Source organism: Sphingomonas sp. H160509 (genome assembly GCF_024124765.2).
Taxonomy (GTDB): Bacteria; Pseudomonadota; Alphaproteobacteria; order Sphingomonadales; family Sphingomonadaceae; genus Sphingomonas.
Window position 1 is genome coordinate 933,427 of the sequence record NZ_JAMXSR020000002.1, and the last position, 12,275, is coordinate 945,701.

The window sequence follows — 12,275 nt, forward strand, 5'->3', positions numbered from 1 at the left end:
AAGATTTCGAGGAAGGATACAAGCATGAGCGAGACCGCAACCCTCAAGGTCGACGGCAAGGATTTCGAGTATCCGGTGATGTCCGGTACGGTCGGACCCGATGTCATCGATATCCGCAAGCTGTACGCGCAGACGGACAATTTCACCTATGATCCGGGCTTCACCTCGACGGCGTCGTGCCAGTCGAAGCTGACCTATATCGATGGTGACGCGGGCACGCTGCTGCACCGCGGCTACACGATCGGCGAACTGGCCGAGCAGTCGAACTTCATGGAAGTCGCCTATCTGCTCCTCAACGGCGAACTGCCGAGCGAAGACGAGCTGGCGAACTTCTCGAACACGATCACGCGCCACACGATGGTGCATGAGCAGCTCGCGCAGTTCTTCCGTGGCTTCCGCCGCGATGCGCATCCGATGGCGATCCTGTGCGGCGTCGTTGGCGCGCTGTCGGCGTTCTATCACGATTCGACCGACATCCACGATCCGGCACAGCGCGTGATCGCGTCGCATCGCCTGATCGCCAAGATGCCGACGATCGCCGCGATGGCGTACAAGTACAGCGTCGGTCAGCCGTTCGTCTATCCGGACAACACGCTGAGCTACACCGGCAATTTCCCTGAAGATGACGTTCGGCGTCCCCGCCGAGAAGTATGTCGTGAACCCGATCGTCGAAAAGGCGATGGACCGCATCTTCATCCTCCACGCCGATCACGAGCAGAACGCGTCGACCTCGACCGTCCGACTCGCCGGTTCGTCGGGCGCTAACCCGTTCGCGTGCATCGCCGCTGGCATCGCCTGCCTGTGGGGCCCCGCGCATGGCGGCGCGAACGAAGCCGCGCTCAACATGCTGCATGAGATCGGCACCGTCGACCGCATCCCCGAGTACATCGCCCGCGCCAAGGACAAGAACGATCCGTTCCGCCTGATGGGCTTCGGTCACCGCGTCTACAAGAACTACGATCCCCGCGCGGCGGTCATGCAGACGACCGTCAAGGAAGTGCTCGGCGAGCTGGGCGTCACCGACCCCGTGTTCGACGTCGCGATCGAGCTCGAGCGTCTGGCGCTGAGCGATCCGTACTTCATCGAAAAGAAGCTCTTCCCGAACGTCGATTTCTATTCGGGCGTGATCCTCTCGGCGATCGGCTTCCCGACGTCGATGTTTACCGTCCTCTTCGCGCTCGCCCGCACGGTCGGCTGGGTCGCGCAGTGGAACGAGATGATCACCGATCCCGACCAGAAGATCGGCCGTCCGCGCCAGCTCTACAGCGGCCCGACCGCGCGTGACTACGTCCCGATGGCGTCACGCTGATGAAGACGCTCCGGCCGATCCTGATGGTCGTCGGCGTGCTCTGCGCGCTGATGGGTCTGCTCTGGATCGGCCAGGGGCTGGGATACGTCCACTGGCCGCAGTCGAGCTTCATGCTCGACCAGCGGCCATGGGCGGATCGCGGCGCATTCCTCGCGGCGTTCGGCCTAGCGCTGATCCTGGTGGCGCGCCGGATCCGCCGGTAACGTCAGCACGAACCGCGCGCCTTCGCCGGGTGCGCTCTCGACCGTGAGATCCCCCTGCATCGCCCGCGCGAGACGCCGTGCAATGTATAGGCCGAGCCCGTTGCCGCCAGCCTCAGATGGATCGACTCGCTCGAACTTCTCGAAAATCCGCACCTGATCCTCAGGCGCGACGCCCTTGCCCTTGTCCGCGACCACGACGACCGCGTGGGTCTGCGTCCGCGTCACCGTGACGATCACCTGCGCACCACGCGGCGAATAGCGCACCGCGTTGCCGACGAGATTGACCAGGACCTGCAACACGCGGCGGAAATCGCCGAGCGCCGGAACACGCACGTCCAGCGCCGGGCGCGTGATCGTGACGCCTGCGTTCGCCGCGCGCACCGACAACAGCCCAGCCGCCCGTCGCGCTACATCGGCAAGGTCGATCGGCTCGGGCACGAGTGAAAAATCGGGCCGCTCGACGGCCTGGAGATCGACGAGGTCATCGACCAGTTCGAGCAGATGCCGTCCGGCACTGGCGATATCCGCGGCGTAATCCGCGTAATCGCCCTGCACCGGACCATCCGCCTGCGCATTGATGCTGTCGGCATTGGCGACGATACGCGCGAGCGGAACCCGCAACGCCTTGTCGAGGCCGCTCGTAAAGGTCGGCGACAGTGTCTCGGTCGAGGCAGCAGGGGGACGGCGCGTCTTCGACTACCATGCGTGCAGCGCCAACGAACCCGGCAAAGTCGCCCGCCGCATCGTGTCGAACATTCGCCGTCAACGTCACCGCGCGTCCGGAACTCCGCAGCCGTGCCGGCTGCGCCGTCATCGGGCGTCGCCGGGCGAGAGAATCGAGGATCGGCAAAGCCCCATCCGCACCGGCATCCAGCGAAAACATCGCCGTCAGCGGCTGGCCCAGCAACGCGAAGGCGTCGAACCCGTGCTTCGGCCCTGCATCGAGCGTGACGAACGTCAGCCGTAGCGCGGAATCCGTCTCCCACCGCCAATCCGTATCGCTGCCGTGGAAATCGTCCTGCGTATCGGGCGACGGTCGCGCCGGCCGCCACGCCGCGATCTCGCGCCAGCCGCTCACCGTCAGCCGTACGTTCTCACCATCAGGCTGAGCCCGCACCCAAAGATCTACATCCGTTTCGTCGTCGGCGACGACCACGCCGCGCGACACGACGATCCCGAGCCGACGTGCGAGCCGGGCGATCGTCGCAAGCTGCGGCACCGCGAGTGGCGCACCGCGCATCCCGCCCGCCCGCTGGTTGAGCGCAACCAGCGCCGGGTCCGCAAACGACAGCGAGCCGTCGGGCGCGACGATCGCGTGTGCAATCGGGCTTTCGATCGAAGGGTCGAACACGCTCATCGCCGATCCGTACGCGCCAGCGCGCGCAACGCCATCCGAAAATCGCGGTTCAGTGCCAACGGTGCAAGCGACGCACGCGCATCCTCGACCCCGACCGACACGATCGCGTCGAGCGCATCTGCAAACGCCTCGATATCGCGCCGCGGATCCGCCTCCGACAGCGCCAGCCCGATCCGTGCGATCGTTGGCCGATCGAGATCGATCGCACGCAACGCCAACCACAGCCGATCGCCCTCCGGGTCCAGCGTGATGGCCCGCGCCTGATCGAACGCGATGCCGATCGCATGCGCCAGCACCGCGACGAACAACGACAGTCGCCGGTCGCCGATCGATTCGACCAGTACCGCGGGCAATTCATTCGGTCGCGCATCGAGCGCACCGGCGAGCCGCGTCGCCACCGCATCGGGCCGCTCGCCTTCGTCATGTGCCGCGAGACTGCGCTGTGCCGCATCGGTGATCGCCCGGTCGCTCTCGCGCGTGACGGACTTCAAGCCATCGCGCACGGCCGCCGCCACCCACCAGACGAGCCGATGATGCAGTTCGGCGGGCAACTCGCTGCCGCCGACCGATCCCTGCTCGTTCGCCACCCGCCGCCGGCTTTCCGCTGCCAGAAATGCAGACGCCGCCGATGCCACCACGCTGTCCGGCACCCCGGCCAGCCGTACCAGCAAGCTCGCTTCGTCGGGTTCCGCGACCTCCACCGGCAACGACGCGGCGATCAGGTCATGGCGTACGCGCGCGATCAGTTCGTCCATCAATTCTTCGTCGCGAAGCAATCCCGCCCGCGTAAGACGATCAAGAACGCCGCCCGCCCCGGCCTTCAACATCGCCTCGCCGGCCTGCGTCGCGCCGCCACCCGCCAGCAGTCGCGCGGCATGTCGGCGGATGTCCCATTCGATCGCTCCGACGATCGCGCCGAGCACTTGCGCGAGCATCAGCCGCGTTCGGTCGTCGAGCCGTGCGTCGGCGTCGAGAAAGAAATCCGCGATCGTTCCAGTCAGCCGCGCGTCCGCGCGCAGGCGTGCATCCTCGGCTCGCGCAACGGGATCATAGGGCGACACGACGTCACGCACTGGGTCTGGACCGACCGACATGATCCCGTGCTTAGCCTCCGGACGTTAAGGTCCGCCTAAGGCGTACGGCGAAGTCGCTCGATGACGACCGCCAGCGTCGCGGTCGCATACGCCGCGGTCAGGCCGAGCCCGAACACCGGGAACCCCAGGATCGCGAACAGCGCGACGATCAGCAGATAGGCCGCCGGACTTCCCCACCACATCTGCCGTTCGCGCTCGAGGATGGCGCGTTCGGCCAGCGCGCCCATCGCGACGAGCGCGGTACCGATCGCCAATGCAGTGTTGTTCCCCGCATAGCCGCTGACGAAAAACGCGAAGACCAGGATCGATGCCGCCGCCACGCCGCCGATCGCCAGGGTCTGCCCACGGGCCATCGGCGCATCGTCGCGCAGTCCGCTGAGCACCGAGCCGAGTGCCAAGGCTATGCATCCGACGAGGGACAATACCAGACCGATCGACGGCAGCCCGAAGCCGATCGTCACCAATCCGGCCACGCCCAGCGCCGCGCCAGCGGCTCCAACCGTGGTGCCCGCCGCACCACGATCGACCAGCAGCGGCAACGCGAGCCGCGCGATCGGTGCAAGAACGAAGCGATCGAACCAGCCCCGCCGCCCCGACACGATCGTCATCAGTACCGCGCGCCCGCGCTCTTCCAGCGTCCGCGCCTGACGCTCGATCCCGTGCCCACCGCGCACCGCATCGGTCGGCAACAGTACGTGCGTCGCGCGCGATTGCACTGCGAACCGCAACAGCGACGACTGGAGATCGTAATCCTGCGGCAAGCCCGCGACTTCGGCGATCCGGCTCGAACTCAGCCGAGCGACGCCGGCCCACGCCATCTGCCCGCCGACACGCTCGAACCCCGGCCCCGCATCGCTTTCGGGCACGACGAGCAGGCAATCGCCGTCTTCGATCGCCATCGCCTTGACGATCGCATCGGTGGTGACGAGCCCGTCGCCGAGCATGAGCACCGGTGCCAGCGGGTGAAGTTTCTCGCCAGCTTCCATTGCGGATCGTACCGTATCGACGCTCACGCCGCGTCGTCCGATACGGTTGATCGCCCCGAGCAATTCGGGGGTCATGCGCGCGACCACGATGATGATCTGCGAAACGCCGGCGGCGATCAGCAACCGCGCCTGATACTCGATTAACGTCACGCCGCTGAAGGGCAAGGTCGCAGCAAGACGATCGGGGCGATCGTCGGCGTCATGAATTGCAAATAATAGGCCGGCAAGCATCGCAGGCTGTTAGGCGGTACGCGCCGTCCTGCAAAGCCCGCGTTCGGCCGAACCGCCCTGCGCCAAGGCTCGGTTCGGCGTTACAGGCACGAAACCGCACCCCGATCGATACTCGAATTCTCGCGCGTTCCGTCGATCAAGGGTCGCCGACCTTATGGTCGCCGGATCGTACGCCGTGCCGCCCTGCTTACCGGACGGATGAACGCGCGAAGATCGCATCATCCGTTTTGTCCCGCTGCAATTCATGATACTTCCGCAGTTCATGAACGGGGGGTTCGTCAATGATCGGGTTTCGCGCGTCGGCAGGCAATGCCCATCCCATTCGCGCGGATATCGTGATGGATCCGGTGATAGAAAACATGTCCGACACCGTCACAGAAACGGGCTTCGACGAGGTTTATCAAGAGCCTGCGCCGGACCGCGGACACCTTTACGTGGGTGTCGCGGTCACCGTGGTGGTTATCTGGCTGGCTGCGATGCTGTGGCTCGCGCGCGGTTCGCTCGCGACCATCGAGCCGGTTGCCTTAGTCCAGTTCGTCGCTGCGCTCTGCGTCGTCCCCGCGCTGATCGGCATCGTCTGGCTGCTCGCGATGCGCACCAGCCGTAGCGAGGCGCACCGGTTCGGCATCACCGCGCAGGCGATGCGCGACGAGGCCGCCAGCCTCGAGCGGACCGTCGCCGCCCTGTCGAACACGATCGACGCCAACCGCCAGCAACTCGCCGAACAATTGAACGCGTTGATGGCGATGGGCGGCGGCGCAACCGAGCAACTCGCAGCGATCGGTCGCGGCATGGTCTCCGAAATCGATCAGGCTGCAGCCCATGCGCGCAACCTCGCCACCTCGACCGCCGGCGCGCAGACGAGCCTCGGCGTCCTGATCGCCACCCTCCCCCGCGCGCAGGCGGATATCGACGACGTCGCCAAGCGCCTCGAACGCACAGGCCTGTCAGCGAGCGAACATGCCGCTGCCCTCGACGCGCAGATCGTCGCGCTGGCCGAACGCGGCCGCGACGCCGACGCGATGGCCAGCGGTGCTGCACAGCGCCTCGCCGCGCACATTGTCCGGATGGAGGCGACCAGCCAGACCGCCGGCGCGCATCTCGAATCTGTCACCGACGGCATGTCCGCAGCAGTCGACGCGCTGCTCAACCGCACCGCAGACGCGGTCGACCTGTCGCGTCGCGGCATCGCCGCGCAGGGTGACGCGATGCTGGCGATGGTCGGCGCGAACCAGGCCGCACTCGACAGCGCCGCTCGCGACAGCGCCGAAGCGCTCGCCAAGCGGATCGCCAGCGTCGAGGACGCGATCGAACGCGTCGCGATCCGCCTCGACCTGCAACGCAGCGCGGGCGACCGGATCGTCGACGATCTCCACACCGGGCTCGGCGAAGTCGAGGCACGGATCGAATTGCTCCACCGCCACGGCACCGAGCGCACCCAGGATCTCGCGGTATCGATCAGCGCGCTCGGTGGCTCCGCCGACGCGATGACCGAAGCGCTGCGGGCCGGCGACGACATGGCGCATCGGACGATCGCGACGACCGAAACACTGCTCGTCGCCCTCGACTCTGCCGCGCGCGAGATCGACGAAACGATGCCAGCCGCACTCGGCCGCCTCGATACGCAGGTCCTCGCCAGCAAGAGCATCGTCGTTTCGGCACGCCCCGAACTGCTCGCGCTCGTCACTGCCGCGGAGAGCACGCACGACGCGATCGAGGCGATCGCCGGGGTGATCGGCGAACAGCGCCATGTGCTCGACACGCTCTCGACCGACCTGCTCAACACGCTCAACACCGGCCGCGCGAAGGCCGATGCGCTCGGTCACATGGTCGACGAGGCGATCGGCCGGACGCAGCATTTCGCCGAAGACGCCGCGCCGCAGTTGATCGAGGCGCTCCACCGCGTGCGCGAGACCGCCGCGGTCGCCGCCGACAAGGCGCGCGAGACGCTGTCGAAGGTCATTCCCGAAGCCGCAGCCGCACTCGAAGCCGCCAGCGCCGACGCCATGCGCCGCGCGACCAACGACACCGTCGAACGGCAGGTCAAGGCGCTTACCGATGCCACCGGCGCCGCAGTCGACGCCGCCACCGGCGCGACCGAACGCCTCGCGCGCGAAGTCCAGGCGATCGTCGACCAGACCGCGATCGTCGAAACGCGGCTCCAGGAAGCGCGAACCGAGCGCGAGGATGCAGACCAGGACACCTTCGCGCGCCGCGTCTCTCTGCTGATCGAGATCGCTCAATTCAGCGTCGATCGACATTACCAAGGCGATCGCCCCCCGAAATCTCCGACAGCGCCTGGGGCGCATATCTCAAGGGCGATCGCGGTGTCTTCACGCGACGTGCAGTCCGTATCCTAGACGCCAGCGAAGTCCGCGAGATCGCCGGTCTGTACGACGAGGACGAGACCTTCCGCGAGATGGTCAACCGCTACATCCACGACTTCGAAGCAATGCTCCGCACGATCCTGACGCAACGCGACGGCTCGCCGCTCGGCGTGACGTTGCTGTCATCCGACATGGGCAAGCTGTACGTCGCACTGGCACAAGCGATCGAACGCCTACGCTGAACGAAGCTCCCGAAATGGTCCAGCGCCCCCGCTAACGCGGCCCTAGCCAGCGGACCAATCCGCCACCGGACTCATATTTCGAGGCTCACATGCCCAGACTGAACACCAAGATCTGCGTCATAACCGGCGCAGCACGTGGCATCGGCCGCGTGATCGCCGAGCGCTTCCATGACGATGGCGCCATCGTCATCCTCACCGACATCGATGAAGCCGCCGGCGCCGAGACTGCGGCGGCGATAGACTGCCGGTTCGAAAGGCTCGACGTCCGCGAAGAGACGGATTGGCAGCGCTTGGCGGAGATCGTTCCGGTGGTCGACGTGCTCGTGAACAATGCGGGCGTAACGGGTTTCGAGCAAGGCATGGTCGCGCATGATCCCGAGCATGCAACCTTGTCGGGTTGGCGCGCGGTCCATGCGGTCAACCTCGACGGCACGTTCCTCGGCTGCCGCTATGCGATCGGTGCGATGAAAACGGCGGGCACGGGCTCGATCATCAACATCTCGTCGAGATCCGGGCTTGTCGGCATCCCGCTTGCCGCGGCCTATGCTTCCTCAAAGGCGGCGGTCCGCAATCACAGCAAGACGGTGGCGCTGTACTGCGCGCAGCAGGGGTGGAAGATCCGCTGCAACTCGGTGCATCCCGCGGCGATCCTGACGCCGATCTGGGAGCCGATGCTCGGGGATGGTGCGGACCGGGAGGCGCGGATGGCGGCGCTGGTGGCGGATACGCCGTTGAAGCGGTTCGGGATGCCGGACGAGGTTGCCGCGGTCGCGGTCATGCTCGCGTCGGACGAGGCGACGTATATTACGGGGACGGAGATCAACATCGATGGCGGTTTGCTGGCGGGCTCTGCCGCGTCACCGGGGTAACGCCCCTTACGATCCACCCCCGTAAGGGGGAGGTGTCACCGAGGTGACGGAGGGGGAGGACACGGAAGAAAGTTTGGCGCATGCCTCCCCCCTCCGTCTGGCCAAGGCCAGCCACCTCCCCCAGCGGGGGAGGATCGTTAAGGCCCCTCAGCGCGTGACCATATTCCCGCGGTCGAACAGATCGACCGACTGCGGCGTGATCCACCCGTACGAATAATTCAGCTGGAACAGCACGAACAATACCGTCGCCACGACCGTCACCCGCCACGCCGTTCGCCCCGAACGAAACTCATGCGGCGCGCTTTCCGCCTGGCCGGGGACGTGCTCGCCCCCGACCTCGCGCGTCGTCTTCACGCCGAACGGCAGGACCAGGAACACCGAGAACGACCAGAACAGGACGTAGATCGCGAGTGCCGAGGTCCAGCGCATCGGGTCAGCCCTCGATCAGCAGGACGTCGACGATCGGCTGCTTGCCGGTCCAGCGCTTGGCGACCTTGCGCACCGCGAGACGGATCTGCTCGCGCATCTTCTCGCTCTCGCGCTTGCCACCACGTACCGTGTCCGCGGCCGCCTGGACCGCATCGGTAATGAACGCCGCGCGATCTTCCTCGACCGGCACGCCCTGCACGCGGACCTGCGGCTGGCCAACCATCCGGCCGTCCTTGCCGAGCGCGACACCAACCGAAATCTGGCCGTTGATCGCCAGCTTCCGCCGCTCGCTCAGCGTCGCGCCGTCCGCCGGCAGGATCACGTCGCCGTCGAGCACGAGACGCCCGACCGTCGCATTGCCGATCTTCGCCGGGCCCTTGGGCGCCAAACGGATGATGTCGCCATTGCTCTGCACTATCGCGCGCGGAATGCCCTGCTCGAGACCGAAGCGCGCATGCTCCATCATGTGGCGCATCTCGCCATGCGTCGGCACGAGCACCTCCGGCCGCAGCCAGTCGTACATCTGCGCGAGTTCCGGCTGACCCGGATGGCCTGAGACATGGACGTGCGCCTGGCGCTCGGTGATCATGCGGATGCCCTTGGCCGCCAGCGTGTTCTGGATGCGACCGATCTGCACCTCGTTGCCCGGGATCTGCTTCGACGAGAAGATCACCGTGTCGTCGGCGTCGAGCGTGATCGTGTGCTGGCCATTGGCGACACGCGCCAGCGCCGCGCGCTCTTCACCCTGGCCACCGGTGGCGATAATCAGCACCTTGTTCTTGGGCAGGCGCATCGCTTCGTCGGGGCTGATCGTGTCGGGGAAGTCCTTCAGATAGCCCGTCGCGCGCGCCACCTTGATGATCCGGTCGAGCGAACGCCCGGTCACGCACAGCTTGCGCCCGGTTTCCTTCGCGACTTCGCCGAACGTGTGCAGCCGCGCGGCGTTCGACGCGAAGCTGGTGATCATCACGCGGCCCTTGGCCTTGCTGACCTCCTCGAACAGACCTTTCCGCACGGTGCTTTCGCTACCCGACGCGGTGGCGTTGAAGATGTTGGTCGAGATCGCAGACGAGGACGTCGACGCCCTTGTCGCCGATCGCCATGAAGCCCTCGGGCGTGGTCGGATTGCCGATCACCGGGTTCTTGTCGAGCTTCCAGTCGCCGGTGTGGAACACGCGACCATAAGGCGTGTCGATCAGCAGCGCGTTAGCTTCCGGGATCGAATGCGACATCTCGACGAAGGTGAAGCCAAACGGCCCGAGCTGGAAATTGCCACCCATCGGGATCATCTTGAGCTTCACGCGGTTGGCGATGCCCTCTTCCTCGAGCTTGCCGCGGATCAGGCCCATCGTGAACGGCGTCGCGTAGATCGGCACGCCGAGGTCTTCGGCGAGATACGGCAGCGAGCCGATATGATCTTCATGACCGTGCGTGATGACGATGCCGAGCAGATCGTCGATCCGGTCCTCGATAAAGGACAGGTCTGGCAGGATGACGTCGACACCGGGATATTGCGGGTCGGCGAAGGTGATGCCGAGATCGACCATCACCCACTTGCCCTGACAGCCGTACAGGTTGACGTTCATGCCGATTTCGCCGGAGCCGCCAAGGCCACAGAAAAGGAGTTCGTTCTTCGGAGTCATTGATTACTTTCAGGATTATACAGGAATATGGCCCGCAGGCCGGTCGGCGCGAGCCCAATGGCCCTAGATATGGTGACGATCCCACATCATCGCCAGCCCCTGGATCGTCAGGTCGGCTTCGATGACGTCGAACACGTCGGTCTGTTTCTCGAATAATGTGGCGAGGCCGCCAGTGGCGACGACCTTAACGGGACGGCCGATCTCGCGTTTCATCCGCGCGACCAGCCCCCTCGATCATCGCGACATAGCCCCAATAAATGCCGATGTGCATCTGCGAGACGGTGTTGAGCCCGATGACGCTGGTATCCGTTGGCGCCTCGATCGCGATCCGCGGCAGTTTCGCGGCGGCGGTCACGAGCGCGTCGAGCGACAGGTTGATCCCGGGCGCGATGATCCCGCCCTTGTACGCGCCGCTATAGTCGACGACGTCGAACGTGGTCGCGGTGCCGAAATCGATGACGATCAAGTCGCCCGGATGCAGCGCATGCGCGGCGATCGTGTTGACCGCACGATCGGCGCCAAGCGAAGCCGGCTCGTCGACGTCGATTGCGATGCCCCATTCGACCGGCGCATGGCCGGCGATCAGCGCGTCGGTGTTGAAGTATTTCGACGCGAGTACCTGCAGATTGTGGAGCGCGCGCGGGACGACGGTGGCGACGATGACGCCCCTCGACCGCAGTACGATCATGCCCGCCAAGCTGCATCAACTGGCTCAGCCACACCGCATACTCGTCCGCCGTGCGCCGCGGGTCGGTCGCGATCCGCCAGCGCGCAATGATCTCGCCGCTCTCGACAAGCGCGAACACGACATTGGTATTGCCGGCATCGATCGCGAGCAGCATCAGCGGGGCCTCAAAGCAGGAAGACGTCGGCAGCGTGAATGACACGACGCTCGCCAGACGCCAAGCGGAGGATCAGCGCGCCGTCGCTGTCGAGCCCGACGAACAGGCCGTCGATCCCGCTGCCGTCGGGGAGGCGAGCGGTCAGCGCGGTCCCGGCAGGGTGGGCGCAATCGACCCAGCGCTCGCGAACCGGTGCGACACCCTCGGTCCGCCAGCGGCCGATCCAGCGCGCGAAACTGTCCGCGAGGATGTCGAGGAACATCGCCGGATCGATCAGCACGCCGTGCGCGGCGAGATCGGTCGTCGCACGGTCGGGCAGATCCGGATGATGCGCGATATTGACGCCATAGCCGACGATCACTGCATTGTCGGCGCGTTCGAGCAGGATACCCGATAGCTTGGCGTCCGCGAGCAACAGGTCGTTCGGCCATTTCAGGACCAGCGTCTCGCTCGCGTCGGTCGTGCCCTGGCAGATCCCGGCGACGAGGAACGTCGACACGGTTTCCTGCAAGGCAACTGCGGCAACCAGCGCGAGGCTGGCAGCCGGCGGATCGTTCGGCCGCAACCGGACCAACGTGCTCGCGTAGAGGTTACCCTCGGGCGACGACCATTCGCGCCCGAGCCGCCCCCGCCCCGCCGTCTGCCGGACAGCGCGCAGCCAAAGACCGTCCTCGGCACCGCCGCGTGCAAGCTCCAGCAGGTCGGCGTTGGTCGATCCTGTTTCCGCGACGGTGCGGATGATG

General features: G+C 66.1%; 10 protein-coding genes and 3 pseudogenes. 5 read left to right on the forward strand and 8 right to left on the reverse strand.

The window, feature by feature from the left end:
* Positions 1 to 24: 24 nt before the first annotated feature.
* Positions 25 to 1,309: pseudogene (locus NHF48_RS06080) on the forward strand (citrate synthase).
* Complete coding sequence (locus NHF48_RS06085) at positions 1,309 to 1,512, forward strand: hypothetical protein (RefSeq protein WP_056058354.1); 204 nt, start codon at positions 1,309 to 1,311, stop codon at positions 1,510 to 1,512. The pseudogene NHF48_RS06080 and the gene NHF48_RS06085 overlap by 1 nt, the downstream one beginning before the upstream one ends.
* Here the strand turns inward: NHF48_RS06085 and NHF48_RS24775 are convergent.
* From NHF48_RS24775 to NHF48_RS06100, 4 genes are read right to left on the reverse strand one after another with little or no spacing between them, the layout of a single operon-like run.
* Complete coding sequence (locus NHF48_RS24775; protein ID WP_342454593.1) at positions 1,474 to 2,067, reverse strand: sensor histidine kinase; 594 nt, start codon at positions 2,065 to 2,067, stop codon at positions 1,474 to 1,476. The two genes, NHF48_RS06085 and NHF48_RS24775, sit on opposite strands and share 39 nt — an antisense overlap.
* Complete coding sequence (locus NHF48_RS24780; RefSeq protein ID WP_342454594.1) at positions 1,994 to 2,869, reverse strand: hypothetical protein; 876 nt, start codon at positions 2,867 to 2,869, stop codon at positions 1,994 to 1,996. Before NHF48_RS24780 ends, NHF48_RS24775 begins: the two co-directional genes overlap by 74 nt.
* Positions 2,866 to 3,963 (reverse strand): DUF2336 domain-containing protein, encoded by a 1,098-nt coding sequence (locus NHF48_RS06095; protein WP_253070581.1) that lies wholly within the window; start codon positions 3,961 to 3,963, stop codon positions 2,866 to 2,868. The genes NHF48_RS24780 and NHF48_RS06095 overlap by 4 nt, the downstream gene beginning before the upstream one ends.
* Before the next feature lie 35 nt (positions 3,964 to 3,998).
* A complete protein-coding gene (locus tag NHF48_RS06100; protein WP_263816753.1) occupies positions 3,999 to 5,114 on the reverse strand; it encodes a hypothetical protein in 1,116 nt (371 codons plus the stop codon).
* Between the two features lie 347 nt (positions 5,115 to 5,461).
* On the opposite strand from NHF48_RS06100, the gene NHF48_RS06105 reads away from it, so the two are divergent.
* The 3 genes from NHF48_RS06105 (at position 5,462) to NHF48_RS06115 (ending at position 8,618) form a co-directional block, all read left to right on the forward strand.
* Entirely contained in the window at positions 5,462 to 7,540 is a 2,079-nt protein-coding gene (locus NHF48_RS06105; RefSeq protein ID WP_253070583.1) for a hypothetical protein, read from the forward strand.
* A 59-nt stretch (positions 7,541 to 7,599) separates the two neighbouring features.
* On the forward strand, positions 7,600 to 7,749 hold the full coding sequence (locus NHF48_RS06110) for a hypothetical protein (RefSeq protein ID WP_253070584.1): 150 nt from the start codon (positions 7,600 to 7,602) through the stop codon (positions 7,747 to 7,749).
* An 89-nt stretch (positions 7,750 to 7,838) separates the two neighbouring features.
* Complete coding sequence (locus tag NHF48_RS06115) at positions 7,839 to 8,618, forward strand: SDR family oxidoreductase (RefSeq protein WP_253070585.1); 780 nt, start codon at positions 7,839 to 7,841, stop codon at positions 8,616 to 8,618.
* Between the two features lie 147 nt (positions 8,619 to 8,765).
* Here the strand turns inward: NHF48_RS06115 and NHF48_RS06120 are convergent, their stop codons facing one another.
* The 4 genes and pseudogenes from NHF48_RS06120 to NHF48_RS06135 form a co-directional block, all read right to left on the reverse strand.
* The gene (locus NHF48_RS06120; RefSeq protein WP_093397299.1) at positions 8,766 to 9,047 is read right to left on the reverse strand and encodes a DUF1467 family protein; all 282 of its coding nucleotides are present in this window, start codon (positions 9,045 to 9,047) and stop codon (positions 8,766 to 8,768) included.
* 4 nt (positions 9,048 to 9,051) lie between these two features.
* Positions 9,052 to 10,690 (reverse strand): annotated as a pseudogene (locus NHF48_RS06125) (ribonuclease J).
* A 63-nt stretch (positions 10,691 to 10,753) separates the two neighbouring features.
* Positions 10,754 to 11,532: pseudogene (locus NHF48_RS06130) on the reverse strand (type III pantothenate kinase).
* Between the two features lie 10 nt (positions 11,533 to 11,542).
* Complete coding sequence (locus tag NHF48_RS06135) at positions 11,543 to 12,274, reverse strand: biotin--[acetyl-CoA-carboxylase] ligase (protein WP_253072351.1); 732 nt, start codon at positions 12,272 to 12,274, stop codon at positions 11,543 to 11,545.
* Position 12,275: the final 1 nt, after the last annotated feature.